Source organism: Pseudomonas sp. P116 (assembly GCF_020149425.1).
Classification (GTDB): Bacteria; Pseudomonadota; Gammaproteobacteria; order Pseudomonadales; family Pseudomonadaceae; genus Aquipseudomonas; species Aquipseudomonas anatoliensis.
In genome coordinates this window covers 1,105,152-1,129,801 of record NZ_JACVHB010000001.1, presented here as the reverse complement: position 1 = coordinate 1,129,801, position 24,650 = coordinate 1,105,152, and the positions used below count along the sequence as shown (strand labels likewise).

At 58.7% G+C, this 24,650-nt stretch carries 23 protein-coding genes; 5 read left to right on the top strand and 18 right to left on the bottom strand.

The window, feature by feature from the left end:
• Position 1 precedes the first annotated feature (1 nt).
• The 4 genes from ICA15_RS05510 to ICA15_RS05495 all read right to left on the bottom strand — a co-directional run bounded on the left by ICA15_RS05510 (position 2) and on the right by ICA15_RS05495 (position 4,774).
• Positions 2–955, bottom strand: a complete 954-nt coding sequence (locus ICA15_RS05510) for a hypothetical protein (protein WP_042557944.1) — start codon at positions 953–955, stop codon at positions 2–4.
• A gap of 17 nt (positions 956–972) precedes the next feature.
• Positions 973–2,688 (bottom strand): proline--tRNA ligase, encoded by a 1,716-nt coding sequence (locus tag ICA15_RS05505; RefSeq protein WP_150618056.1) that lies wholly within the window; start codon positions 2,686–2,688, stop codon positions 973–975.
• A 129-nt stretch (positions 2,689–2,817) separates the two neighbouring features.
• On the bottom strand, positions 2,818–4,377 hold the full coding sequence (locus tag ICA15_RS05500; protein WP_210553844.1) for an AmpG family muropeptide MFS transporter: 1,560 nt from the start codon (positions 4,375–4,377) through the stop codon (positions 2,818–2,820).
• A gap of 43 nt (positions 4,378–4,420) precedes the next feature.
• Positions 4,421–4,774 (bottom strand): MGMT family protein, encoded by a 354-nt coding sequence (locus ICA15_RS05495; RefSeq protein WP_210553843.1) that lies wholly within the window; start codon positions 4,772–4,774, stop codon positions 4,421–4,423.
• Positions 4,775–4,938: 164 nt separating this feature from the next.
• Here ICA15_RS05495 and ICA15_RS05490 point away from each other — a divergent pair, with 164 nt between their 5' ends.
• Positions 4,939–5,946 (top strand): DUF481 domain-containing protein, encoded by a 1,008-nt coding sequence (locus ICA15_RS05490; protein ID WP_150618053.1) that lies wholly within the window; start codon positions 4,939–4,941, stop codon positions 5,944–5,946.
• A gap of 146 nt (positions 5,947–6,092) precedes the next feature.
• On the opposite strand, the gene ICA15_RS05485 is transcribed toward ICA15_RS05490, so the two are convergent.
• The gene (locus ICA15_RS05485) at positions 6,093–6,302 is read right to left on the bottom strand and encodes a cold-shock protein (RefSeq protein WP_002554837.1); all 210 of its coding nucleotides are present in this window, start codon (positions 6,300–6,302) and stop codon (positions 6,093–6,095) included.
• Positions 6,303–6,655: 353 nt separating this feature from the next.
• Between ICA15_RS05485 and dcd the strand changes: the two genes are divergently transcribed.
• Both dcd and ICA15_RS05475 read left to right on the top strand, forming a co-directional pair.
• On the top strand, positions 6,656–7,222 hold the full coding sequence (dcd, locus tag ICA15_RS05480; protein ID WP_150604965.1) for a dCTP deaminase: 567 nt from the start codon (positions 6,656–6,658) through the stop codon (positions 7,220–7,222).
• 107 nt (positions 7,223–7,329) lie between these two features.
• Positions 7,330–7,539 (top strand): hypothetical protein, encoded by a 210-nt coding sequence (locus tag ICA15_RS05475; RefSeq protein WP_042557949.1) that lies wholly within the window; start codon positions 7,330–7,332, stop codon positions 7,537–7,539.
• Between the two features lie 68 nt (positions 7,540–7,607).
• On the opposite strand, the gene pdeM is transcribed toward ICA15_RS05475, so the two are convergent.
• The 10 genes from pdeM to ICA15_RS05425 all read right to left on the bottom strand — a co-directional run bounded on the left by pdeM (position 7,608) and on the right by ICA15_RS05425 (position 20,876).
• Entirely contained in the window at positions 7,608–8,264 is a 657-nt protein-coding gene (gene pdeM / locus ICA15_RS05470) for a ligase-associated DNA damage response endonuclease PdeM (protein ID WP_150604964.1), read from the bottom strand.
• Positions 8,264–10,750: a ligase-associated DNA damage response DEXH box helicase gene (locus tag ICA15_RS05465; protein WP_210553842.1), complete on the bottom strand. Its 2,487-nt coding sequence runs from the start codon at positions 10,748–10,750 to the stop codon at positions 8,264–8,266. The genes pdeM and ICA15_RS05465 overlap by 1 nt, the downstream gene beginning before the upstream one ends.
• A 197-nt stretch (positions 10,751–10,947) precedes the next feature.
• Positions 10,948–11,712 (bottom strand): ABC transporter ATP-binding protein, encoded by a 765-nt coding sequence (locus tag ICA15_RS05460; RefSeq protein WP_150604961.1) that lies wholly within the window; start codon positions 11,710–11,712, stop codon positions 10,948–10,950.
• Between the two features lie 13 nt (positions 11,713–11,725).
• Positions 11,726–12,844 (bottom strand): succinylglutamate desuccinylase/aspartoacylase family protein, encoded by a 1,119-nt coding sequence (locus ICA15_RS05455; RefSeq protein ID WP_210553841.1) that lies wholly within the window; start codon positions 12,842–12,844, stop codon positions 11,726–11,728.
• A gap of 31 nt (positions 12,845–12,875) precedes the next feature.
• Positions 12,876–13,586, bottom strand: coding sequence for an ABC transporter permease (locus tag ICA15_RS05450; protein ID WP_047300003.1), 711 nt, complete (start codon positions 13,584–13,586; stop codon positions 12,876–12,878).
• Positions 13,583–14,311 carry an ABC transporter permease gene (locus ICA15_RS05445; protein WP_150604959.1) on the bottom strand — a complete coding sequence of 243 codons (729 nt, stop codon included), beginning with the start codon at positions 14,309–14,311 and terminating at the stop codon, positions 13,583–13,585. Before ICA15_RS05445 ends, ICA15_RS05450 begins: the two co-directional genes overlap by 4 nt.
• A 56-nt stretch (positions 14,312–14,367) precedes the next feature.
• Positions 14,368–15,150 carry a transporter substrate-binding domain-containing protein gene (locus ICA15_RS05440; RefSeq protein WP_042557957.1) on the bottom strand — a complete coding sequence of 261 codons (783 nt, stop codon included), beginning with the start codon at positions 15,148–15,150 and terminating at the stop codon, positions 14,368–14,370.
• 398 nt (positions 15,151–15,548) lie between these two features.
• The gene (locus ICA15_RS05435; RefSeq protein WP_210553840.1) at positions 15,549–17,237 is read right to left on the bottom strand and encodes an ATP-dependent DNA ligase; all 1,689 of its coding nucleotides are present in this window, start codon (positions 17,235–17,237) and stop codon (positions 15,549–15,551) included.
• On the bottom strand, positions 17,234–18,265 hold the full coding sequence (locus tag ICA15_RS05430) for a ligase-associated DNA damage response exonuclease (RefSeq protein ID WP_210553839.1): 1,032 nt from the start codon (positions 18,263–18,265) through the stop codon (positions 17,234–17,236). Before ICA15_RS05430 ends, ICA15_RS05435 begins: the two co-directional genes overlap by 4 nt.
• Positions 18,266–18,425: 160 nt before the next feature.
• Positions 18,426–20,876 carry a penicillin acylase family protein gene (locus ICA15_RS05425; RefSeq protein ID WP_210553838.1) on the bottom strand — a complete coding sequence of 817 codons (2,451 nt, stop codon included), beginning with the start codon at positions 20,874–20,876 and terminating at the stop codon, positions 18,426–18,428.
• Positions 20,877–21,058: 182 nt separating this feature from the next.
• Between ICA15_RS05425 and ICA15_RS05420 the strand changes: the two genes are divergently transcribed.
• Positions 21,059–21,616 carry a cysteine hydrolase family protein gene (locus ICA15_RS05420; protein WP_210553914.1) on the top strand — a complete coding sequence of 186 codons (558 nt, stop codon included), beginning with the start codon at positions 21,059–21,061 and terminating at the stop codon, positions 21,614–21,616.
• A gap of 238 nt (positions 21,617–21,854) precedes the next feature.
• On the opposite strand, the gene ICA15_RS05415 is transcribed toward ICA15_RS05420, so the two are convergent.
• Both ICA15_RS05415 and ICA15_RS05410 read right to left on the bottom strand, forming a co-directional pair.
• Positions 21,855–22,064, bottom strand: a complete 210-nt coding sequence (locus ICA15_RS05415; protein WP_008083915.1) for an SEC-C metal-binding domain-containing protein — start codon at positions 22,062–22,064, stop codon at positions 21,855–21,857.
• Positions 22,061–22,555: an LEA type 2 family protein gene (locus ICA15_RS05410; protein ID WP_150618046.1), complete on the bottom strand. Its 495-nt coding sequence runs from the start codon at positions 22,553–22,555 to the stop codon at positions 22,061–22,063. Before ICA15_RS05410 ends, ICA15_RS05415 begins: the two co-directional genes overlap by 4 nt.
• Before the next feature lie 388 nt (positions 22,556–22,943).
• On the opposite strand from ICA15_RS05410, the gene ICA15_RS05405 reads away from it, so the two are divergent.
• Positions 22,944–23,978 (top strand): hypothetical protein, encoded by a 1,035-nt coding sequence (locus tag ICA15_RS05405; protein WP_210553837.1) that lies wholly within the window; start codon positions 22,944–22,946, stop codon positions 23,976–23,978.
• A gap of 97 nt (positions 23,979–24,075) precedes the next feature.
• Here ICA15_RS05405 and ICA15_RS05400 read toward each other — a convergent pair whose 3' ends face one another.
• Positions 24,076–24,432: a hypothetical protein gene (locus tag ICA15_RS05400; protein WP_210553836.1), complete on the bottom strand. Its 357-nt coding sequence runs from the start codon at positions 24,430–24,432 to the stop codon at positions 24,076–24,078.
• Positions 24,433–24,650: the final 218 nt, after the last annotated feature.

Here is a 24,650-nt window from a genome sequence, read left to right as displayed (position 1 = left end):
CTTAATTCGGTCCCGGATCCGCGACCAGTCGCCCGGCATCCTTGGTCAGCGACTTGAGAAACTCAGCCTGCAACTCAGGATCGTTACGCGTCAACTCGATCAGGCTCTGTTCCAGTTCGCTGGCTTCTTCTTCCAGCCCCAGTTCCGAGAGACGTTTGACCCGATGGACCCACTCGCTGACCTCGTCATCTTCCAGATCGTCGTAGATCAGCCCGTGCGCCTCCAGCAATTTTCCGCGCAGGTGGCTGCTGATCATCAGGGATGAGTCAGAGTGCACGTCATCCTTGGCATCCTCGACGCTGATCTGCAATTTGCCGACATGATTGAGATCATTCTCGGCAAACGGACTGTCGAGCAGGTTCAGACGCAACACGCCGTTACGGTCGGTGGTCATCTCGAAGGTCTGCTTGCCAGCCTTGACCTGCACGGGACGCTCGCTCCACGGCAGGCTCGAATACTCCGTGCGCTTGTCACGCTGGATTTCATCGATGCCGGCCAAGTTCTGTTGCGCACGACCGTTGGATTGCACGTTCATGAACGGGTTGAGCCCGGCAAAACCGTAGCTGAGCCAGTCCCGGGTCACGCTGTCCGGCAGGTTGCCGAGCGCGAAGACGTTGACCACGTTCGCGCCGACGCCACCGACCACCGCTACCGCACCCAGCGGAATCTCGTAGACCTCGCGCCAGGGTTGGTAAGGCGTGTAACGATCGTAACGGCGGGTGACTTCGAACTCGGTGACTTCGAAAGTCTTCTGCTCGTTGATCTTCACGCGTCGCTGCGGCAGCTCAAGCACCTTGGGCTCACCGACATCAATCTGCAGGCGGTGATCGAGCAGTTTTCGCTCGACCCGCTCTTCGTGCTCGCTGCGTTGTGACATGTGATTGGCACAGCCGCTGACCAGCAGGGCACCGCACAAGGCGGTGCCTCCGAGGCCCAAGGTGTTTCGCTTGAACATGACGTCTCTATCTGGTTTCAGCGGCGGATACGGGCCTGAAGGAAGGACAATACGTCAGCCACCGGCAGCGCTTGCGCCTCGCCCTCGGTACGGCTCTTGTATTCCAGGTTACCTTCGGCGAGGCCGCGGTCACTGACCACGATCCGGTGTGGAATGCCGATCAGTTCCATGTCTGCGAACTTGATGCCCGGGCTGGTTTTCTTGTCGCGATCATCCAGCAGCACTTCGAAACCGGCCGCAGTCAGTTCTGCGTACAGCTTGTCGGTGGCTTCGCGCACCTGCTCGGTTTCATAGCGCAGCGGTACCAGAGCGATCTGGAACGGTGCCAGTGTGTCGCTCCAGATGATGCCGTTGGCGTCGTTGTTCTGCTCGATGGCCGCAGCCACCACGCGGGACACGCCAATACCGTAGCAACCCATTTCCAGGGTGACAGGCTTGCCGTTCTCGCCCAGCACTTCGCACTTCATCGCTTTGCTGTACTTGTTGCCCAGCTGGAAGATGTGCCCGACTTCGATGCCGCGCGCGATTGCCAGGGTGCCTTTGCCGTCCGGGCTTGGGTCGCCTGCAACCACGTTGCGCAGGTCGGCAACGGTTGGAACCGGCAGATCGCGCTCCCAGTTCACGCCGAAGTAGTGCTTGTCGTCGATATTGGCACCGATACCGAAGTCGCTCATCAGTTCGACCGAGCGGTCGATGATGATCGGCAGTGGCAGGTTCAGCGGGCCGAGCGAACCGGCGCCGGCGCCAATCGCGTCACGCAGTTCGGCGTCGGTGGCCATGACCAGCGGGCTGGCAACGCCAGGTTGCTGGGCAGCCTTGATCTCGTTGAGTTCGTGGTCGCCACGAATCACCAGAGCGATCAGCTTGCCTTCTTCTTCGGCGCGCACGATCAGCGTCTTGATGGTCTTCTCAATCGGCAGATTGAATTTTTCCACCAGCGCGGCAATGGTCTTGGTGTCTGGCGTATCGACCAGGCGCAGCTCTTCGCTCGCAGCCGGGCGCGAAGTTTCGCGTGGCACTGCCTCGGCCTTCTCGATGTTCGCCGCGTAGTCGGAACCGTTACTGAAAGCGATATCGTCTTCGCCAGACTCGGCCAGTACGTGGAACTCGTGGGAACCGGCGCCACCGATCGAGCCGTTGTCGGCCTCAACCGGGCGGAATTTCAGGCCCAGGCGAGTGAAGATGTTGCAATACGCCTGGTGCATGCGGTCATAAGTGACCTGCAGCGACGGCTGATCGGCGTGGAAGGAATACGCGTCCTTCATGATGAATTCACGGCCGCGCATCAAACCGAAGCGTGGGCGGATTTCGTCACGGAATTTGGTCTGGATCTGGTACAGGTTGATTGGCAGCTGCTTATAGCTGCTCAACTCGTTGCGCATCAGATCGGTGATCACTTCTTCGTGGGTCGGGCCCGCGCAGAAGTCACGACCGTGGCGGTCTTTGAAGCGCAGCAACTCAGGGCCGTATTCTTCCCAGCGCCCCGATTCCTGCCACAGCTCGGCCGGTTGGGTGCTCGGCATCAACACTTCCAGAGAGCCGGCGGCGTTCATTTCTTCGCGAACGATGGCTTCAACCTTGCGCATTACCCGCAAGCCCATGGGCAGCCAGGTGTACAGGCCCGAGGCGAGTTTGCGGATCATGCCTGCACGCAGCATCAGCTGGTGGCTGATGACGACCGCATCGGAAGGCGTTTCTTTCTGTGTGGCGAGCAAAAATTGACTGGTGCGCATGGTTGGCCGTTGTCGGTTGCTATGACTGGAAATGACGGAGCAGTGTACCGGCGAGTTTTGCTGACGTACAGAAGTGCGGCCGGCAGTGAGGTTCAACGGCGGGATTCCTCCCGCCGTTGGCGAAACGTCTTACGATTCTTCCGCAAGCGGCGTCGGCGCAGGCTCGGGCGTTGGCGTCGGGCCTTCGCGGCGGCTTTCCTGGAACCAGTGTACCGCGATCAGCACCAGGGTCGGCACGCCGAGCAGTGCGGTGATCAGGAAGAAGTTGTGGTAACCGAATTTCTCGACCATTACCCCGGAATAGCCGCCGATCAGGCGCGGCAGCAGGAGCATGATCGAACTGAGCAGCGCGTATTGCGTCGCGGAGAACTTCAGGTTGGTCAGGCTCGACAGATAAGCGACAAATGCAGACGTCGCCAAGCCGGAGCTGAAGTTGTCCAGGGAAATGGTCACCATCAGCATCTGCAGGTTCGGGCCCATGTCGGCGAGCATCAGGAACAGCAGGTTGGTGCCCGCCGACGCTGCGCCGCCGATGAGCAGGATCGGCAGAATGCCGAAACGCACAATCAGCAATCCGCCCATGCCGGCGCCGACGAGGGTCATGATCAAGCCGAATATCTTGCTGACACTGGCAATCTGATCCTTGGTGAACCCCTGGTCGATATAGAACACGTTGGCCATCACGCCCATCACCGTGTCTGACATTCGATAGGTGGCAATCAGCCCGAGCAGCAGCAGCGCTTGCCAGCGGTAGCGCAGGATGAAGTCGTTGACCGGCGTCAGCACCGGTGCCAGCCCGCGACGGCCCATGGCCGACAGGCACAATGCGGTGAGCAGCGTATAGAGGATGGCGCGCAGGAAGGCACGGTCTTCCAGCAGCAGGTCAAGCAGGCTGGCGCCTTCGAACAGCACGCTGGCGAAATCGGTGTTGTAGAGCTGGGTGAACATCGCTGGCACGGACACCAGCAAGACGATCAACACGAACACGGACATCAGTTGATGCATGAAGGTGTAGCGCCCGGCCTGCAACTGCGTGCGCAACGGTACAGGCGGTTCGCGCATGAACAGCGTTGTCAGCAGGGCAGGGACCATTAGCGCGCCAAACAGCAAGTAGGTGCCGGCCCAGGCCGAGTGCTGATAGTTGAAGCCGGTTGAGCCAAAACCTTCAGCGAAAAACAGCGCGCCGGCAGTCGCCAGCAGCGCTGCTATGCGATAGCCGGACATATAACTGGCAGCGAGTGCGGCTTGCCGGCTGTCATCGGCAATTTCCAGGCGATAGGCGTCGACCGCAATGTCTTGGGTAGCGGAAGCGAAGGCAACGATCACAGCAATGGCGATCAGCCAGGACAGGTGCTTCTGCGGATCGCAGAAACCCATGCCGATCAGGCCCAGGATCACCAGTGACTGCGAAAGCACCAGCCACGAACGTCGACGGCCAAGCTTGCCCAGCAACGGCAAACGCCATTGGTCGAGCAGCGGTGACCAGACCCATTTGAATGCGTAGGCCAGACCGATCAGGCTGGCATAGCCGATGGTTTCACGGGCCACGCCGGCTTCACGCAGCCAGACCGACAGCGTTGAGAACACCAGCATGTACGGCAGGCCGGCGGCGAAACCCAGCAACAACAGCACGAGCGTCGAAGGACTGGCATAGGCGGCGAGCGCGGCGCGCCAGGTTTTACGGGGCATGGGCTGAAGTCTGCCTCAAGATTGCGGGAACAAAGCGCGCACTCTAACCGCTGTGCTCTACCGGACGCCAGCCATGGCGTTGAATATCCACACGATTGTTCAGGACGGTGATGCCCTCCATGCGCAATCGCGCGCGTTGTTCATCGCCCGATGGACTGCCCACCGGCAGGCTGATCCGACCGCCGGCACCGAGAACGCGGTGCCAGGGCAGTTTGGTATCGCCGGGCAATTGGCTGAGCGTGCGGCCGACCCAGCGGGCGGCGCGCCCCAACCCGGCGAGGTCAGCCAATTGACCATAGCTGACGACTTTGCCGGCGGGCACTTGCGCAAGGGTCGAGTAGAGCGCCGTGCGTCGGATTTGCGCCTCGCTGTCGCCTTCGTGGATCGGGTCTGTCACGTACGCAGTTCCTGAACAGGATCGAATTAATGCATGAAGCGTAAACCCTGATCGGCCAGTTGAGAAATGAACTCAATGGAAATAGTCCGGTCAGTCCTTGTCAGGGTCTTATTCCTCCGGATAATGCCGATCCTTTTACGCAAACTTGAGCCCTCGATTCGCTTATGTTTTCCAGAACCTTGCTGTGCCTTGCTGTTTGTAGCGCATCCACGCCCTTGCTTGCCGACACCGTCTGGATGAAGAACGGTGACAAGCTGACCGGCACTATCACTGTGTTCGACGGCGGCAAGCTGTTGATCCAGACCAAATATGCCGGGGCGGTCACGATTGACTGGAAAGAGGTCAAGACCCTGGACAGTGATCAGCATCTGCTGGTCAAGCAGGACGCCTACACGGGTGAAGTCTCGAAGTCGCTGACCGCGGCTGAAGACGGCAAGGTCACCCTGGCCAATGGCGAAGCACCCAAAACCGTGGAACTGGCGAGCATTCAGCAGATTCTCAAGCCGAAGCCGGTGGTCGAGGATCTGGTGTGGAAGGGTAATGTTGATCTGGCGCTGGACTATCAGCGTGCGGAAAAGGACACCGACGATTACGACGTCGGCTTCAAGACCTCGGCGCGTCATGGTCGCTGGCGGCACATCGCCGAAGGCGAATACAACCGTGAAGTGCAGGATGACGTGACCACCACTGACAACTGGCGCGCCGAGTACTCCCTCGACCGCTTCCTGACCGATCAGTGGTTCTGGCAGGGACGTCTGAACTATAAGCGCGATCACATTGAAGAGCTGGCGCGCCAGCGTGTTGTCGGTACCGGTCCGGGCTACCAGTTCTGGGATGATGAATTGGGTGCGTTCTCGCTGGGCTCGCTGCTTAACCGCACTGATTACGAATACAAGGATGGCAGCAAGGACAACTTCTATTCCGTTGCCATGAAATGGGACTACAACCGCTACCTGATCGGCAAGAAGGTCGAGTTCTTCACCAACGGCGAAGTTGGCAAGCCGTTGTCCAACGTGGCCAATTATGCGCTGGATGCCGAGATGGGCTTGCGCTACAAGGTCACCGAGTGGGCCTCGCTGAACCTGAAGGCCGAGCGTGACATCATTAGCGGCACCAATGATGCAGATTTGAACAAGACCCGTTATACCGCTGGGTTTGGCGTGGCCTGGTAACGTAAAGCAAAAGATCGCAGTCTTCGGCAACTCCTGAAGCAGGAGGAGTTGCTGAAGGCTGCGATCTTTTTTTGCGCCTGCAAAACAGACGCCCACAAAAAAGCCCCGCTTTTAAGGGCGGGGCTCTTTTCTAAAAAAGCTACAAGTTAGATAACTTGTACTTCCTCAGCTTGCATGCCTTTCTGACCGCGGGTAGCGATGAAAGAAACCTGTTGGCCTTCTTTCAGGCTTTTGAAGCCGTCGGATTGGATAGCTTTGAAGTGAACGAACAGGTCGTCACCGGATTGTGGAGTGATGAAGCCGAAGCCTTTTTCATCGTTGAACCACTTAACGGTACCGGTTTGGCGATTAGACATGGTGTAACTCCTTGAACAAAGATAACTGCGACGCAGGAATTGCCCTGGCCGAGACTGAGTGCAAAGAGCAGGAAAAATTCTTGTAGATGGTTGGATCGAAATTCAACATATCGTGTAGAGATTCTCAGTGACACAAGCAACACAGTGACGCCACCTTAACCGGTTTTTCGGAACGTGCCAATGTTTCTTGCAAAGGTTTCTGTGATTTCAGGATCAGCGGTTCTGCGGATCGTCGCCACGCCCCGTATTTCCGGGGAGTTCGGCGAGAATTGCTCGACGGACTTTGAACGCGGCGGCGCGCCCGGTAAGATGCCGGACAGAATTTTTCCACCTCGCTATTCAGGACACCCGCCATGAGCATCAAATCGGACAAGTGGATTCGCCGCATGGCGCAGGAACACGGCATGATCGAACCGTTCGTCGAGCGCCAGGTGCGCGGCAACGATGACAACCGTGTGATTTCCTACGGTGTGTCGAGCTACGGTTACGACGTGCGTTGCACCAACCACTTCAAGGTGTTCACCAACATCAACTCGGCCATCGTCGATCCGAAAAACTTCGACGCCGGCAGCTTCGTCGACATCCACAGTGACGTTTGCATCATTCCGCCGAACTCCTTCGCCTTGGCCAGCACCGTCGAATACTTCCGTATTCCACGCAATGTACTGACCATCTGCCTGGGTAAAAGCACCTACGCGCGTTGCGGCATTATCGTCAACGTCACCCCGCTCGAGCCTGAGTGGGAAGGCCACGTGACTCTGGAATTCTCCAACACCACCAATCTGCCGGCAAAAATCTACGCCAACGAAGGCGTGGCGCAGATGCTCTTTCTTGAGTCCGACGAGGAATGTGAAGTTTCCTACAAGGATCGCGGCGGCAAGTATCAGGGCCAGCGTGGCGTGACTCTGCCGCGGACCTGATTCGTCCATCCGGCGGATGTCGGGAATTCTTTGGCGGGCAGACACTCTATGGGGTGTACTGCCCGTTTTTGTTTCTGGCAAAACGGGCCTTCGCCGAGGAGTGCCCCATGAAGATCGATCCGCATATCAGTGCCGAACTGGCAAGGCTTGAGCCCAATCAGATTGGCGTTTTGGCCTGGTCCTTGTTGGCACATCCGCCCATCAGCATGGCCGGCGGGATTCCTGGTCAGCCTGATCCTGATACCCCCAACGAACAACCGACCGAGCCGGGCGAACCGACCCTTCCGGATGAGCCGCCACCCGCACCTGTCGCCTGACTTGCATTAAAAAACGCGCTAAATGACGCGCTGAATGAATGGTCAGTCAGTAGGGGTCTATCAAGACTTCAACTGACTGGCCATATTTCGTTGTCACCAATGACAAAGATCCTGCAGCTCTCGTCGCGTTCGACCCGATAACCACCGGTAAACGCACCGAACGCTGGCATCAGGCTGATGCGTTCGCCCAGTTTGAAACAGGCCAGGCGCAAGCTCTGCCGGCCTTTGCCGTGTAGCCGATAGACCGGGTGCACGTGTCCGGCCAGCACATGTCTTTCGGCGTGGGGATCGGGTTCGTGTTGTAAGGCGAACGGGCCGAGCAACAGTGGCTCCGGCACGACGCGAATGTTCAACGATGCGGGCGGGTCACCTGCGCGTTTGTCGTGATTGCCACGAATCAGCGTCATCGGCAGATCAGCGTGGCGCGCCCGCCAATCGGCCAGCGCAGCTAAAGTGCCCACCGCGTGAGAGCCGGGCCCATGCAAAAAATCGCCAAGAAAGATCAGTTGTCGGCAGGGCAGTTTCGCCAACAGTCGATCAATCACGGCGATGTTGCTCGCCGTCGTGCCCTGCGGGACCGGCTGGCCAAGGCTGCGATAGGCGGCAGCCTTGCCGAAATGCACGTCGGCGATCAACAGCGCTTGTTGCTCCGGCCAATACAGAGCCTTTTCCGGTAACAACCAGAGTTCCTCACCAGCCAGACGAACCGGGTAGGGCGCATTCATTAGGCCTTGCCCTTGTCGGCTGATTGCTCCAGATCACCGACCATCCGTCTGATTCGGTCAGCGAGTTTTTCCGAACTCATGCTCTCGCGCATGCGCTCCACCAGCAGCGGAAACCCCAAGGGTGTAGGACGTTTGATCAGGTGTACGTCGAGTTTCATGCGATTGATGTGCTCCAGCGTCTGTTCAAGCCTGTGAATATCCAGTTCCTCTCGTAGGACTTCTTCCCCGGCCTGCGCCAGCAGCAGGTTGTCGGCGTCATATTGTTTGAAGACCTCGAAAAACAAACCGCTGGAGGCCTGCACCTGGCGAGTACTTTTTGGCGCGCCGGGGTAGCCGGCGAACACCAGCCCGGCAATTCGGGCGATTTCGCGAAAGCGCCGCAGAGCCAATTCGCCGGCGTTGAGGCTGGCCAGAACATCGCGCAGCAGATGTTCGGGGCTGAACAGTTCGGCATCGAGTTGCTGCGACCAATCAACCGGTGTGGCGCTGAGCAACTCCAGACCGTAATCGTTGACCGCAATCGAAAACGTCACCGGCTGGCGCTGACTGGCACGCCACGCGAGCAGGCTGGCAAGCCCCAAATGCACTTGGCGACCGGCAAACGGATAGAGGAAAAGGTGCCAGCCTTCGCGGGATTTCAGCACCTCGACCAGTAAGTTGTTCGTCGTGGGCAGGCCAGACCAGCGCGCCTGGGTTTCCAGCAAAGGGCGCAGGGCCTGCATTTCCGGCCCGACAAAATCACCCTGTGCAGCGGCGGTGAAGCGTGTCACTACTGCCTCGGCCAATTCATTGGAAAGCGGCATGCGCCCGCCATTCCAGCGTGGTACAGCGGCTTTTTTCGCGGTGCTGCGTTTGACGTAAGCGGTCATGTTCTCCACGCGTACCAGCTCCAGCAAACGTCCGGCAAACAGAAAGCCATCGCCTGGCTTGAGCCGCGCAATAAAACCTTCTTCGACGCTGCCCAACTGCTTGCCACCGCCACCCTTGCTCCAGAACTTCAGCTGAATGCTCGCGTCGCTGACGATGGTGCCAATGCTCATGCGGTGCCGCCGCGCCAGCCGCGCATCTGGCACGCGCCAGACGCCGTGCTCATCCGGTTCGACTCGTCGGTAATCCGGATACGCCGTCAGAGACATTCCGCCATGGCGTACGAAAGCCAGCGCCCACGCCCAATCCGCTAGTGTCAGGTCGCGATAAGCCCAGGCGCCGCGGACTTCTTCGTACAGCGCCTCGGGTATAAATCCGCCCCCCAGCGCCATGCTGACCAAATGTTGTACCAGCACATCCAGCGGTTTGTGCGGTGAATGTCGCGGTTCGATACGCCGTTGCGCCACGGCATCGCGGGCAGCGACGGCTTCGATCAGCTCAAGGCTGTGGGTCGGCACCAGCGTCACCCGCGAGGTGCGTCCCGGTGCATGGCCGGAGCGTCCGGCGCGCTGCATCAGACGTGCGACTCCCTTGGCCGAACCTATTTGCAGCACACGCTCTACCGGCAAAAAGTCCACGCCCAGGTCCAGACTGGACGTGCAGACCACTGCCTTCAAATGGCCGTCCTTCAACGCCTGTTCCACCCAGTCGCGGGTGTCGCGAGACAGCGAGCTGTGATGCAAGGCGATCAATCCAGCCCAGTCTGGTCGCGCTTCAAGCAGCGCCTGGTACCAGATTTCCGACTGCGCCCGGGTGTTGGTGAACACCAGGCTGCTGGCGCAGGCGTCGAGTTCGGCGACTACTTGCGGCAGCATCTTCAGACCGATGTGTCCGGCCCAGGGAAAACGCTCAATGGTCGGTGGGAGGAGGGTGTCGACCTTGAGGGATTTTTCACTCTGGCCCTGAATGCTGACGCCACCGCCCTGTGGGATCAGCACCTGCTCGGCGTGGGATTGATTACCGAGCGTGGCGGAGACGCCCCAGACGATCAGGTCTGGCTGCCAGTAACGCAGGCGGGCGAGGGCCAGTTGCAGTTGCACGCCGCGTTTGTTGCCGAGCAATTCGTGCCATTCGTCCACGACGATCATGCGCAGGGTCGAGAGGGCCGTGTGGGCGTCGGCGCGGGCGAGTAGCAGCGTCAGGCTTTCCGGGGTGGTAATCAGCGTGGTCGGCAGACGTCGGCTCTGGCGCGCACGTTCGCTGCTGCTGGTATCGCCGGTGCGCAGGCCGATGGTCCACGGGATCTGCAGATCGGTCACCGGCGTTTGCAAAGCGCGGGCGGTGTCGGCAGCGAGGGCGCGCATCGGCGTGATCCACAGCACGGTCAGTGGTTCGGCAACGGGTTTGCGTTTGCGCACAGTTTCAACAATAGGCGCGGATCGAGCGAAAAGGTTGAGCGCGGCAAACCACACCGCATAGGTTTTACCGGCGCCGGTGCTGGCGTGGAGCAGTCCGGATTGGCCGTTTTTTACCGCGGCCCAGACCTGTTTCTGAAAGACGAAGGGCTTCCAGGCGCGGTTGCTGAACCAGATTTTTGCAAGGTCGGGGGATTTCGCCATGCCGGCTGCGCGCGCTCTGGAGGTGTTCTTCCAGTGACCGCGCGGACATGGCAAAGGTTTAATAACAGCGCAAATCCCCTGTAGGAGCTGCCGAAGGCTCGGGCCGCGATCGGACGATTTTTTGATCTTAAAAAACAAGGTCAAAAGATCGCAGCCTTCGGCAGCTCCTACAGGGGGGGATACCGTAGGTACGGGCGTTATTTGAGGTTTCCGCTTAGGAATTGCTTCAGGCGTTCGCTTTTTGGATTGCCGAGTACGTCTTCCGGGGCGCCTTCCTCTTCCACCAATCCCTGATGCAGAAACAACACCTGGCTGGACACCTTGCGCGCAAAACTCATCTCGTGCGTCACCATGATCATCGTCCGGCCTTCTTCCGCGAGGCCCTGAATCACCTTGAGTACTTCACCCACCAACTCCGGATCGAGCGCCGAGGTCGGTTCGTCGAACAGCATGACTTCCGGCTCCATCGCCAACGCTCGGGCAATTGCCACGCGTTGTTGCTGGCCACCGGAAAGAAACGCCGGGTACTGATCCGCCACGCGCGCCGGCAAGCCGACCTTGTCCAGATAGCGCCGCGCGCGATCCTCGGCTTCCTGTTTGCTGCAACCCAGCACCCGGCGCGGGGCCATGGTGATGTTTTCCAGCACGGTCATGTGGCTCCACAGATTGAAGTGCTGAAACACCATCGCCAGTCGCGTGCGCAGGCGTTGCAGCTCATTTGCGTCAGCGACGTGCATGCCGTGATGGTCGGTGACCATGCGGATGGCCTGGTCATCAAGGCTCATGGCGCCGGCGTTGGGTTGTTCAAGAAAGTTGATGCAACGCAAGAACGTGCTTTTGCCCGAGCCGCTGGCGCCGATCAGGCTGATCACGTCGCCGGTCCTGGCCTTGAGCGACACGCCTTTGAGCACCTGATGGTCGCCATAGCTTTTGTGCAGGCCTTCAACGGTCAGTTTGTACATGGGACAGACATCCTCAAGGCGAAAGTAGGTAGCCGCTGCGATAGGCTTCGGCGCCCGCGACGTGGGCGATCACCATGCCGGCCGTGGCCATGCGCCGTAGCGAACGGGCGTACATCAGGCCGGCAGTGGTGCAGTGAACGGGGGTGATGCGATCGTGGATCGGGTCGATGATTTCGGCAATCTGTTGGCCCGCCTCCAGGTATTGCCCCGCCGTGGCGGTGTACACCAGCAGGCCGCCGACCGGCGTGGTCACTGGTTCCACCCCGGCCAGTGGCGTGGCGGGGTACGGCAATGGTGGCTGCGGTTTTGTCTCACCGACGATGGCATCGGACTGGATCAGGTAATCGATCAGTGCCTGACAGTCGCGGCTGGCCATGGGGTGATTGACATCGCCCTGACCGCGCAACTCGACGGTCACTGAAAAACTGCCCAGCGGAATCTCGAACTGTTCGCCGAAACGTTCCCGCAGTTGCCACCACAGCAGGGTGAAACATTCATCGAACGACTGTCCGCCGGAGTCAGTGGCCAACAGACTGGCCTGCGACCCCATGTAACGCGCCAGCGGCTCTACCTGCGGCCACGCTTCGGGCGTGGTGTAGAGGTGAACCACCGATTCGAAATCGCAGTGCAAGTCCAGCACCATGTCGGCATCGCAGGCCAGCCGTTGCAGGGTCAGGCGCTGTGATTGCAGTTGTGTGCTGGCGGTCTGGCGGGCGAGGGCGTGGCGCAGGCTGGTGCGGATCAGTTCGAGGTTCCGTTGCGGGTCATCGCCCAGCTTGCCCTCGATGGCGTTGCCGATTTCTTCGCTGAGGTCGACGAACCAACGGTTGAAGTTTTGCCCGCTCTCCAGTTCGTAGCGGCCCAGTGGCACGTCCATCAGTACTTGTTCGAGGCCGATCGGGTTGGCCACCGGTACTAGCACGATCTCGCTGCGCAGACGGCCGGCCGCCTCCAGCTCCGCCAGGCGCTGCTTGAGATGCCAGGCCACAAGCATGCCGGGCAATTCATCGGCATGCAGCGAGGACTGGATGTAGACCTTGCCTCTGGCCTGTTCCGGGCCAAAGTGGAAACTGTGAATCTGTCGTGCGGTCCCCGGCAGCGGGGCCAGCAGGTCATGTATCTGGTGTCGCATGTTCTTTCTCTTTAATCCTGAAAGCGGGGGCTTAGTGAGTCGGCCCGAGGAAGGCCAGCCATCGGCGTTCGGCGAGGCGAAACAGACCGACCAGCGCAAAAGTAATGGTCAGGTAAATCAGCGCGGCGATACCGAACGATTGAAAAGTCAGGAAGGTCGCCGAGTTGGCGTCCCGGGCGACTTTCAGGATGTCGGGGATGGTCGCGGTGAAGGCCACGGTGGTCGAGTGCAGCATCAGGATCACTTCGTTGCTGTAGTAAGGCAACGAACGACGTAGGGCCGAGGGCATGATCACGTAGGCATACAGCTTCCACCCCGTCAGACCGTAGGCCTTGGCCGCTTCGACTTCGCCGTGGTTCATGCTGCGGATCGACCCGGCGAAAATCTCCGTGGTGTAGGCGCAGGTGTTCAGGGCAAACGCGAGAATCGTGCAGTTCATCGCATCGCGAAAGAAGCTGTCGAGAATCGGCTGCTCGCGCACGGCGGCGAGGCTGTAGATGCCGGTGTAGCAAATCAGCAGTTGAATGTAGAGCGGCGTGCCACGAAACAGGTAGGTGTAGAACTGCACTGGCCAGCGGATATAGAAGTGCGGAGAAACCCGAGCGATCGACAGCGGAATCGACACAATGAAACCGATGAAGATCGAAGCGCTGAGCAGCCACATCGTCATCGCCAGCCCGGTGATGTTCTGGCCGTCGGTATAAAGGAAGGCTTTCCAGTATTCCTGCAGGAGTTCGATCATCGTACGGCCTCCCGGGAACCGGCGGCATAACGGCGTTCGAGCCAGCGCAGGATGAAATTCGAGGCACTGGTGATCAGCAGATAGATCAACGCGGCGAGGACCAGAAAGTAGAACAGTTGATAGGTGCTTTTACCGGCGTCCTGCGCGGCCTTGACCAGATCGGCCAGACCGATGATCGACACCAGCGCCGTGGCCTTGAGCATCACCATCCAGTTGTTGCCGATGCCCGGCAGGGCAAAACGCATCATTTGTGGGAACACCACGAAGCGAAAGCGCTGGCCGCGTTTGAGGCCATACGCAGTGGCGGCTTCAACCTGCCCGCGTGGTACGGCGAGGATCGCGCCACGAAAGGTTTCGGTGAAATACGCGCCATAAATGAAGCCCAGGGTCAGCACGCCGGCGCTGAACGGGTCGATCTCGATGTATTCCCATTCCATGTAATCGGTCAGCGACGTCAGCCAGGTTTGCAGGCTGTAGAAGATTAGCAGCATCAGCACCAGGTCCGGCACCCCGCGGATCAACGTGGTGTAGAGCTGGGCGGGCAGACGCACCAGTTTGACTTTTGACAGCTTGGCACTGGCGCCGAGCAGGCCGAGCAACACGGCCACCAGCAGCGACATCGCCGATAATTTGATGGTCATCCAGGTGCCTTGCAACAGCAACGGGCCGAAACCCTGAAGGCTGAACGCGGAGAGCCCCAGATTTTGTAAGAGGTTTTCGAACATAAATCAGCAACCTGAGCGGATGGAAAAGGCGCCCATCGAGGATGGGCGCCGGGGCATTATTTGCCGCTGTACAGATTCAGATCGCCAAAGTGTTTCTTTTGAATCTCGGCGTATTTGCCGTCGTCGTGTAACGCTTTGATACCTTTATCCAAAAGCGCTTTCAGCTCAGTGTTACCTTTCTTAATACCGACAGCAGTTTTGGCCGGCAGCAATTCGCTGTCGACTGGCTTGCTGACTTCGTAGCCTTCACCTTTTGGCGACTTCAGGAAGCCCAGTTCGGCTTGCAGCATGTCCTGAATGGCGGCATCGAGACGACCGGAAGTCAGGTCGGAGTAAACCTGGTCCTGGTTCTGATAGGCCTGAGTCTTCACGCCAGCCTTGTCCAGCACGGCTTTGGCGTAGGCTTCCTGAATGGTGCCTTGCTCGTAGCCGACGGTTTTGCCCTTGAGGGACGCAACGTCTTCGCTCAGGCCGGAACCTTTCTTGAATACGTAAGCGGTCGGGCCGGAGAACAGTTCGCTAGAGAAATCGATGACTTTTTCGCGGGCCGGGGTCACGGTCATCGACGAGATCACACCGTCGAATTTGTTGGCCTTGAGGCCCGGAATCATGCCGTCGAAGTCACTTTCGACCCACTTGCACTTGACCTTCAGTTCGGCGCAGATCGCGTTGCCCAGATCAATGTCGAAGCCCACCAGGCTGCCGTCGGCCGCTTTCGACTCAAACGGTGCGTACGAAGGGTCAACGCCAAAGCGCAGCTCTTTGTATTCCTTGGCCAGCGCGGAGCCAGCGGCCATGCACAACGCCAGTGCAGAAAGGGTCAGCAATGCTTTTTTCATTATTCAATCCCTAAGAACCAATATGAGCGCTTGTGGCGCAGAATTATTGTTACTGGAACGCGTACGACCTATAGAAAGTAGCAATTTCCGAACCAGAGTCCCGAACAAGTGTTTTAAAAGGTTGGGATTGATCGAAGAGGCGGGGATTGGTGCACGGAAATGGGCGGCGTAAAAACCCTGCACCATTTCAGTTCGTGACTAGAGATTGAGGGCACTTGTGGTGAGGGGATTTATCCCCGATGGGCAGCGAAGCTGCCCCAGCATTCCCTCAAGCGGACCGCATACTCGGATTTTGCGACTGCTGCGCAGCCGATCGGGGATAAATCCCCTCGCCACAAATGGCTGTCACTCCAGATAAAGCAATGGATAGTAGGCTTTAACTGTCGTTGAATATGGGGTCAGGCCAACAAGTCCTGCAACGTCGCCAAGCTATCCGCCTCGTCCACAGTCTTGTCCTGCCGCCAGCGCAGCATCCGTGGGAAGCGCACGGCGATTCCGCTCTTGTGCCGGCGCGAGAGGGCGATGCCTTCGAACCCCAGCTCAAATACCAGGCTCGGTTTCACACTGCTGACCGGGCCGAATTTTTCCACAGTGGTCTTGCGCACGATGCTGTCGACCTGACGCATTTCCGCATCCGTCAGCCCTGAATAGGCCTTGGCGAACGGCACCAATGCGCGCTGACTGGACTCGGGCGGGCCGTCCCACACGGCGAAGGTGTAATCGCTGTACAGGCTGGCACGGCGGCCATGACCGCGTTGTGCATAAATCAAAACCGCGTCGACGCTGAAGGGGTCGACCTTCCATTTCCACCACACACCCATGTCCTTGGTGCGACCGACGCCGTACATCGCATCGCGCGCCTTCAGCATCATGCCTTCGACGCCCAGGCGCCGGGAGGCTTCGCGCTGACGGGCGAGGTCGAACCAGTCCGTGCCGGTCAAAACTGGTGAGGGCAGCAGCACCGGGCTGTTGCAGCGGGCGATGACATCTTCCAGTTGCGCGCGGCGCCGGGCTTGCGGCTGATTGCGCCAGTCTTCGCCTTGCCATTCCAGCAAGTCGTAAGCGAGCACCACCACCGGTATGTCTTCGAGGATTTTCTTGTCGAGGGTCTTGCGCCCGATTCGCTGTTGCAGCTGGGCGAACGGTTGCACCGCGGGCGGCTCGGTCGATTGCGGATCAAAGGCATCTTCGGTGTGCGGGCGGGTGCTTTTCCACACCACGATTTCGCCGTCGATCACCGTGCCATCGGGCAAACCGTGCACCAGCACATCCAGTTCGGGGAAGCGCTCGGTCACCAGTTCTTCGCCGCGCGACCACACCCACAAGCGGCCGTCACGCTTGACCACTTGCGCGCGAATGCCATCCCACTTCCATTCCACCTGCCAGTTGCTCGCCGGGCCGATCAGCGCTTCAAACTCTTCAACGGGTTGCGCCAAGGCATGCGCGAGGAAAAACGGGTACGGCTGGCCGCCGCGCTGGGAATGCTCGTCGGCAGATTCCGCGGCGATCAATTTGAGATAACTGGCGGCGTTCGGCCGATTGGACAGATCGGTGTAACCCACCAGACGCTGCGCCACGCGTTTGCTGTCGAGCCCGGCCATCGACGCCAGTGCGCGGGTCACCAGCAGTTTCGACACGCCGACACGGAAACTGCCGGTGATCAGCTTGATGCAGAGCATCAGGCTCGCCCGATCCAGTTGCGCCCACAGCGCAGGCAACTGCCGGGACAGGAACTCCGGGGTTTCACCGCGCAGGGGTAATAATTTGTCCTCGATCCATTCGGCGAGGCCGGCGTCGGAGCTGTGCGGGTTTTCCGGCAGCACCAGCGAAATGGTTTCCGCAAGGTCACCGACCGATTGGTAGCTCTCCTCGAACAGCCATGGCGTCAGCCCGGAGACCGCGACCGCCAGCTCGCGCAGGATCCGCACCGGCACCAATTGCCGCGGCCGGCCGCCGGACAAGAAGTACACCGCCCACGCCGCATCCTGCGGTTCGGCCTGGGCGAAATAGGCCTGCATGGCTGCCAGTTTGGCGTTGCTGGACGTGGTGGCGTCGAGTTCTGCGTACAACTCGGCGAAGGCTTTCATGCGGGTATCTCGGCAATGGTCGGTGTGGCAGCGCTTTCTTCTTCGTCATCGCCGTATTCGGTGTTGAAGCCTTGGGCATCGAGGCCTTGCTCGCGCAGATGGCGCACGAGTACGCCAATCGAGCCGTGGGTGACCATCACCCGTTCGGCGCCGGTCTGGTTGATCGCCCACAGCAGGCCGGGCCAGTCGGCGTGGTCGGACAGCACGAAACCGCGGTCGACCCCGCGCCGCCGACGCGTGCCGCGCAGGCGCATCCAGCCACTGGCAAAGGCGTCGCTGAAGTCACCGAAGCGCCTCATCCAGGTGCTGCCACCGGCTGAAGGCGGGGCGATGACCAGGGCCTGGCGCATGATCGGATCGCTTTTTTTCACATCACCGGCGTAGATCGTCGGCGGCAGGTACACGCCGGCGTCGCGGTAAACCCGGTTCAACGGTTCGACGGCGCCGTGGCTGAGGATCGGCCCGAGGCTTTCGTCGATGCCGTGGAGGATTCGCTGGGCTTTGCCGAAGGAATAGCAGAACAACACGCTGGCCTTGCCGGCGGCGATATTGGCTTTCCACCATTCGTTTATTTCGCTGAACACCTGCGCCTGCGGCTGCCAGCGATAGATCGGCAGGCCAAAGGTCGATTCGGTGATGAAGGTGTGGCAGCGCACCGGTTCGAACGGCGTGCAGGTGCCGTCCGGCTCGATCTTGTAATCCCCTGAGGCGACCCAGACTTCACCGCCGTATTCCAGACGCACTTGCGCCGAGCCGAGCACGTGACCGGCCGGGTGAAAGCTCAAGGTGACGCCGTGGTGTGTCAGGCGTTGGCCGTACGCGAGGGTTTGCAGGTTGATGTCCTGTCCCAGGCGCGCGCGCAGAATCCCTTCGCTGGCGCTGCTGGCCAGATAACGCTGGTTGCCGGTGCGGGCGTGATCGCCGTGGGCATGGGTGATCACCGAACGCTCGACGGGGCGCCAGGGGTCGATATAGAAATCCCCGGCGGGACAGTACAAACCTTCCGGGCGCGCGATAACAAGGTCCATGTCGTTACCAGAATGGGGGGCTTGTTAGCTATGAGGTTGGTGCGAGGGTGGAAGTTCTATTGGATTTTCAGGGGTGAAAATCAAAAGATCGCAGCCTTCGGCAGCTCCTACACAGACAAATGTAGGAGCTGCCGAAGGCTGCGATCTCTTGATCTTTCCGTTACTTGCCCGGGGTCAGGGTCAGACGCGCCTTCCCATAAACCCGATCAAAGTTCTGCGGCTGCATCGGCAATCCGATGTACTGCCCCTTCAACCACTGATCGATGCCATTGAGGTAGTTCGGGCTAAGCGGATTCCCCGACTGCCCGGTGCCGTTCTGCCCCATCAATGGTTCGGCCTGACCGAAGTCGACGATAAAACGCATCGACGGCGCACGGGTAGTAGCAAAGTCTTGGCCCCACGCAAATGCCGAAGTATTCAAAGTCGTGTGATCACCACCCGCGGCCAGCGACCCGCGAACGGTCTGGCCATTGGCATTCTTCCACGCATAGCTGTGCAATTTGCCCCACTGCCAGGCTTTGTGATCGCCGCCCAACTGACTGTCGCCAGCGGTAATCGCCGCCGCGAAGCTGCGGGCGAGTATCACGGCTTTGTCTTCTTTTTGCGGCGTGCGCAGGTCATCCCAGAACGGACTGTCCTCACGCTCCAGCAAATGATCGGCCTGCGCCGCGTAGGACAAGTCACCGTTGGCGATAAACGCTTTCCACGCCGGACTCGACTCGGGGCCGAGTTCGTCGAGGAAGATCTGTTTCATGCTTTCTTGCAGGAACAGTTCATAGATCGCCGCATCAGCCGAAGTCGGGCTGAGCTTGCCGTCGAACGCCATCAACCGCGTGAACGCCTCACGCGCCTTGCTGCGATCGGCTTCCGGCAGGGCATCAATCGCCTGTTTCAGCGGCTGTTTCATGCCTGGCGCTTCGAAGACTTTCTTCAGTTTGGCGGCGAATGTTGTGCTCTGGTCGTATTGCATGGCGATCACGCTGCGACTGTCGTGCTTGCCGCTGCCGGCCAGTTCTGCCAGACGCTCGCCGCGTTCCGGCGCAGCCCAGGAGTTGGACAGTTGCATGCCGTAACCATCCGGGATCACGCGCTGGTTGGCGGTGCCGAGCCAGCCTTGCGCCGGGTCCTGATCGTAGGGGTGCAGCATCGGGTCGGCGTAACCGTCCCAGTCGTAGCGACCTTCCCAACCCGGCGATGGCAGCAAGCCTTCGCCTTCACGGCGATTGGGGAAACGCCCGGTGACTTGCCAGCCGATGTTGCTGGCGTCGGCGAACACCAGATTCAACGCGATGGCGCGGATTTCCCGGCTGGCGTCCGAGGCGCGTTCAACGTTCTGCGCACGGCTCAGATCAAAAAAAGCATCCAGCGATTTGTCGTCAGTGAAACTTGGTGTCTGCAAGGCCAGACCGTAGCCGTTGCCTTGCGCCGCAGCCTGAGCACTGTTGAGCAGTGCGCCGTGACGGGTTTCGTACACCGCTTCGCGAATCGGCCGCTGGCCTTTGACGAAGTAGGTTTCGTTGCGCACGCCCAGTGGCTGCCATTTGCCATTGACCTCGTAGGTCAGGCTGCTGCCCTGGCGACGGATTTTTTCCAGGAACAGATCCTGGTTGTCGCCGAGCACGCTGCTCATGCTCCACGCCACTTTGCCGTTGAAACCACCGAGCACCATCGGCAGACCGGCTACGGTCACGCCGGCAGCCTGATATTTCGGCGCGCGGATCTGCACGAAACTCCACAGCGACGGCGCGGCCAATGGGCCATGACTGTCACTGGCCAAAAGACTTTTGCCGCTGCGGCTGCGTTGCGGCGCGATGGCCCAGTTGTTCGAAGACGTGGCGCCCAGCAGGTTCAACGTCGACAGCTGTTGGCTGGCGCTGCTCAATTCGCTCAGGCCGGGGATCTGCCCGTTGAGCTTGAGGCCTTGCAGCTTGTCGGCTTCGCCCAGCGGCAGGTTTTCGTCGGGCGCCGAAGGGGTCAGCCACGCGAGTTTGTCGGTGGTGACGGTCTGTGCCAGCACCAGCGAAGCGATTTCTTCCGGCAGGTTGGCCGACTGGCTGAAGTTCAGCAGGGCGAAAATCAGCGCTGAATCTTCCGGTTTCCAGTATTCAGGCTTATAGCCGCTGGAGGCGAGGTCGCCCGGCAGCTTGTCGGCGTAGCGGAACAGGTAGGCGTTGACGCCCCGCGCATAGACTTCGAAGAAGCGCTTGAGCCGCGGTGACGAGGCTTTGTACAGCTCACCGGCGCTCTTCTTCAGATTGACCGCGCGCATGTAGCGGTCGGCGTCGAGCATCGACGCGCCGGACATCTCCGCGAGACGGCCCTGAGCCAACAGACGCAGGGTGACCATCTGATTGATGCGGTCGCTGGCGTGGACATAGCCGAGGGCGAACAGCGCGTCGTGGAAGCTGTTGCTTTCGATCAACGGCATGCCCATGGCATTGCGGCGCACTGAAACGTTCTGCGCCAGACCCTTGAGCGGTTGCACGCCGGAGGTGGGCGGGAGGGTGTCCTGAGCGTTCCAGGTCTGACAACCGGTCAGGCTCAAAACACCGGCCACTGCTGCGGCAACGCCGAACCGGGGAAGAAAATGTGTGAGGGCTGGCGAGGCCATGGCAAAGCTCCTGCGGGGGGTAGCGTCAGTAAAGGCGCTACGTTAGTGAGCAGGAGGATGCCGCGCAAGCGGGGCGAGTGGTTATTTCTTGCCACTGATCGATGATCGTTTCATGGCTTGCCTGGTTGAAGGCAGGGATGTTGAAGTACGGGAACTCAAATGACGCTTATGAGAAGACCACCATGGAGCTTCAGGCCAACGCGGCACTGATCATCATCGACCAGCAAAAAGGCATCCTGCATCCGCGTCTTGGGCGCCGGAATAATCCGCAGGCCGAAGAACGCATCCTTGATCTGCTTGGGTTCTGGCGGGTTAGCGCGAGGCCAGTGATTCATGTGCAACACCTGTCGCGCTCGCCGGATTCAGTGTTCTGGCCCGAGCAGGAAGGGGTGGAGTTTCAGCAAAGATTTTTGCCCGGTGACGGCGAATGGCTGATTCAAAAGCAAGTGCCGGACGCCTTTTGCGCCACTGGACTGCAAGCGCGGTTGCGTGAGGCGGGGATCGGGCAGTTGATCATCGTGGGCGTTGCGACCAACAACTCGGTGGAATCCACGGCGCGCACGGCGGGCAACCTGGGGTTTGAGGCGTGGGTGGCGGAGGATGCGTGCTTCACCTTCGACAAGGCCGATTATTTCGGCACACCGCGTTCAGCTGAAGAGGTGCATGGGATGTCGCTGGGGAACCTGCATGGGGAATATGCGACGGTGATTAGCGTTGAGCAGATTCTGGCGGCCGGCTGACGCCTTCATCGCGAGCAGGCTGCTGCGGTTTACTCGACACGCAACCCTGTAGGAGCATTCGAGTGCAACGAGGCTGCGATCTTTTGATCCGGTTTTTTTACCATCAAGGTCAAAAGATCGCAGCGTGCCGCAGCTCCTACAGTTGATCGCATGCCATCTGGATAAATTCGATCAACTGTGGGAGCTAGCCTGCTAGCGATGGCGGTTGATCAGGCGAAGAAGCTCTTCGCCCAGATCATCACGCCCCGTGGCACTTCTTGAATTTCTTGCCGTTGCCGCATGGGCAAGGGTCGTTGCGGCCGACGTCTTTCAGGGCGTTGCGCACCGGTTCCTGGTGGGCGTGGCCGCAGTTCGGACCGTGGACATGGCCGTGATCGTGGTCGTGATGATGGTCATGATCATGATCGTGGTTGCAATCAGGGCCATGGACATGAGGTTGTTGGGTCATCGGTGTTGCTCCGGAATTAAATCGGCGGGGATTATCACGCCATTGCGCTCAAGGTGCACGTAGTGAGCGATGAATAAACCGGTTTCCATTTCCCCCTGCAATCGATAGGGAATCTGCTGCTTCGAGTTTTTCAGCATTTTCACTACGTCCTTTACCTTCGGCCACAGGTTGGTTCGGATCGGCACTTTGAAGTACGCGCTGTGTTTGGGGCCGACGGTAAACCAGTGCTCGTGCTCGCCTTCAGTCAGCAACATGTCAGCCAGATGAATACGGTATTCCAGACCGCGCACGGTCAGGTCGCTGTCGTTGGGATTGTCGACGCGAAAGTGCAGGATGAACTTTTGCTCGAGAAGTTTGGCGCGCACCACTTCTACTTTCACCAGATGCACGGCAGGGTCGCGGGTATCGTCGGCGAACCACGAGACGCAGCCGCCGAGCCCGAGAAACAGGAAAAAGGCGAGGGATTGCAACGCGCGTCGTTGAGCAAACATGGAGTAGCTCCTTTTGTTGCTCAGTCTAGCCCTAAAAGATCGCAGCCTGCGGCAGCTCCTACATGGGATTGCATTTCACCCTGTAGGAGCTGCCGCAGGCTGCGATCTTTTGATCTTTCAAATCAAGCGCCAAAATACCCCGCACAGCATTTCTTGAATTTCTGCCACAAATACCTACCAACTCATTCAAGCTCCTCTGATCGAATCATAGTAGGTGCGTGCAGTTCTGGAGCCGCGACAACATCGTGCCATCACGCCAAGGTGAATGCTTGTGAAGAAGCAGAGGGTGTGTCTGCATTAGGTTGGTGGCGTGAAACTGCGGCTACAGTACAACTGATGAACCCATGCAGTCGGTTAGCGGAGTAGACAATTCGGGAAGGGGGTGGGCGTGGCACATTTGGGGAAAAGCTGGGCAGGCAGGGCATTTGGCACAAACACGGGGAATCTTGCTATCTCCTTCACGAAGGATGAGGAAGAGCTTGAAGGGGTGATTCGGTTTCAAGATGAGCAGTACGGAATCGTCATATACAACGTGACAGGCTCGTTCAAAGATGGAATCCATCTAACGGGGAAGACCGAAACCGTAATTGAGGATGTGGTTTTTGGTGATTTGACTGTTGATGCCGTGCTTACTACGGAAGGCAGCCTAAAAGGTGAATGGACTACTACTCTGGGCTCTGGTGGGCCATTTATCGCACATCCTCACGGCGGTACTAAGACCTTGAACGCCCCTACCTCTGATGTGGAAATTGAGCAGTTTTATACGAGAACCCACATTCTTGGTGCGTTGAATTTAGACAGAACGGCTGTGCAATCGCTTATCGAAATGGTGAAGCGAGATTTCAACGCAGGCGGGCGCCTTATCATAACGTATCGCAATGGCGGTGCAGAGGTTACAAAGTTTGGGTCTGACTTTGAAGCTGCAATTGATGGCTTGGGAGAGTTGAGTTACCTGAAGCTTTTCATACAAGAGCCAGACGAGTTCGGTGTCAATAAGATGGTGATGGTTGAGCTGGTTGAGCACGGCCTAAACAAGATTGTCGTTCAAGGTGTGCGTGAGGTTTGGGTAGAAGGTAAGGCGAGGGTGTTGCTGGATGAGCTTGATAAGAGGAAGAGAAATCTAGTCACCAATTTCAAGAAGCACGGTGTAACCATTACGCAATTGGCATTCTTCGCGATGTTGGTTGTGATAGTGGATATCCAGTCATTCTGGAGCAGAGCCGGTTTCATAGCAGTGTTTCTCATCACCATCAGGATCATTGATTGGCTTCATTCTTCGTACATTCCAAATGCAACAATCCGGATGAATCCGGGTAAACAATCACTTTTTTCAAAGTACGGTGTGTCAGTAGTTTCATGGTTGGCAACGATTCTTGGTGCTTTGATAAACAGTTATCTTGCTTACCTGCTGATTCCATCGTGATCAGACGGCACGATGAGGCTGATTGTGAAAACCTGAGTCAGTAATATGAACGAACAAAGCCCGCTGTATGGCGGGCTTATCACTAGTACGGGCAAACTCAGGCTGTGACTTCTTCCAGCTCCTTCTCAGCCGCTGCCAATTCCTGTTGCAGCTTCTCAATATCGCTTTTCAGACGGTCAACCTTGGAAAGCAAGCTCGCTTTGTAAGCACCTTGCAAGCGTGCAATCTCAGCTTTAATACCTTCTGGGGTGGTGGGAGCAGAGGCGGCAGGTGCAGGGTTTTTGGCAGGTGCTGCCTGATCAACTGTATCAAGCCAGCCTTTCAGAGTTTGGTAGGCTGGTTTGTGACCGCGATTCTTGCAAAATACCGTGATTGGGTCGCCGGACTGCTTATACTCAGCAAGGATGGCTTCAATCTGTTCGTTGGTGTAGGTCTTGCTTTTGAAGTCTGTCATTTCATTTTTCTCCGTATCTGTTGTGTTCTGTATGTTTCGATGGAGGTGATGCTACAGCAGGTTCTAGAATGTTGCTAGAATATATTCAGCAGGGTGATGGCAGTGAAGCTCTTTTTCTACACGAAACCCCATCCCCCGCGCCGCGAGGGTCAAGCACCTTGGGCTTGTTCTTGATTTCAGGCTGGAAAATATGAGCTGTACGTTTGGAAACTGGAAAA

Excerpts from the sequence above, each read along its gene's own strand:
- ICA15_RS05510 (WP_042557944.1), bottom strand. The coding sequence starts at position 955 with ATGTTCAAGCGAAACACCTTGGGCCTCGGAGGCACCGCCTTGTGCGGT.
- ICA15_RS05505 (WP_150618056.1), bottom strand. The coding sequence starts at position 2,688 with ATGCGCACCAGTCAATTTTTGCTCGCCACACAGAAAGAAACGCCTTCC.
- ICA15_RS05500 (WP_210553844.1), bottom strand. The coding sequence starts at position 4,377 with ATGCCCCGTAAAACCTGGCGCGCCGCGCTCGCCGCCTATGCCAGTCCT.
- ICA15_RS05490 (WP_150618053.1), top strand. The coding sequence starts at position 4,939 with ATGTTTTCCAGAACCTTGCTGTGCCTTGCTGTTTGTAGCGCATCCACG.
- ICA15_RS05485 (WP_002554837.1), bottom strand. The coding sequence starts at position 6,302 with ATGTCTAATCGCCAAACCGGTACCGTTAAGTGGTTCAACGATGAAAAA.
- dcd (WP_150604965.1), top strand. The coding sequence starts at position 6,656 with ATGAGCATCAAATCGGACAAGTGGATTCGCCGCATGGCGCAGGAACAC.
- ICA15_RS05475 (WP_042557949.1), top strand. The coding sequence starts at position 7,330 with ATGAAGATCGATCCGCATATCAGTGCCGAACTGGCAAGGCTTGAGCCC.
- pdeM (WP_150604964.1), bottom strand. The coding sequence starts at position 8,264 with ATGAATGCGCCCTACCCGGTTCGTCTGGCTGGTGAGGAACTCTGGTTG.
- ICA15_RS05465 (WP_210553842.1), bottom strand. The coding sequence starts at position 10,750 with ATGGCGAAATCCCCCGACCTTGCAAAAATCTGGTTCAGCAACCGCGCC.
- ICA15_RS05460 (WP_150604961.1), bottom strand. The coding sequence starts at position 11,712 with ATGTACAAACTGACCGTTGAAGGCCTGCACAAAAGCTATGGCGACCAT.
- ICA15_RS05455 (WP_210553841.1), bottom strand. The coding sequence starts at position 12,844 with ATGCGACACCAGATACATGACCTGCTGGCCCCGCTGCCGGGGACCGCA.
- ICA15_RS05450 (WP_047300003.1), bottom strand. The coding sequence starts at position 13,586 with ATGATCGAACTCCTGCAGGAATACTGGAAAGCCTTCCTTTATACCGAC.
- ICA15_RS05445 (WP_150604959.1), bottom strand. The coding sequence starts at position 14,311 with ATGTTCGAAAACCTCTTACAAAATCTGGGGCTCTCCGCGTTCAGCCTT.
- ICA15_RS05440 (WP_042557957.1), bottom strand. The coding sequence starts at position 15,150 with ATGAAAAAAGCATTGCTGACCCTTTCTGCACTGGCGTTGTGCATGGCC.
- ICA15_RS05435 (WP_210553840.1), bottom strand. The coding sequence starts at position 17,237 with ATGAAAGCCTTCGCCGAGTTGTACGCAGAACTCGACGCCACCACGTCC.
- ICA15_RS05430 (WP_210553839.1), bottom strand. The coding sequence starts at position 18,265 with ATGGACCTTGTTATCGCGCGCCCGGAAGGTTTGTACTGTCCCGCCGGG.
- ICA15_RS05425 (WP_210553838.1), bottom strand. The coding sequence starts at position 20,876 with ATGGCCTCGCCAGCCCTCACACATTTTCTTCCCCGGTTCGGCGTTGCC.
- ICA15_RS05420 (WP_210553914.1), top strand. The coding sequence starts at position 21,059 with ATGGAGCTTCAGGCCAACGCGGCACTGATCATCATCGACCAGCAAAAA.
- ICA15_RS05415 (WP_008083915.1), bottom strand. The coding sequence starts at position 22,064 with ATGACCCAACAACCTCATGTCCATGGCCCTGATTGCAACCACGATCAT.
- ICA15_RS05410 (WP_150618046.1), bottom strand. The coding sequence starts at position 22,555 with ATGTTTGCTCAACGACGCGCGTTGCAATCCCTCGCCTTTTTCCTGTTT.
- ICA15_RS05400 (WP_210553836.1), bottom strand. The coding sequence starts at position 24,432 with ATGACAGACTTCAAAAGCAAGACCTACACCAACGAACAGATTGAAGCC.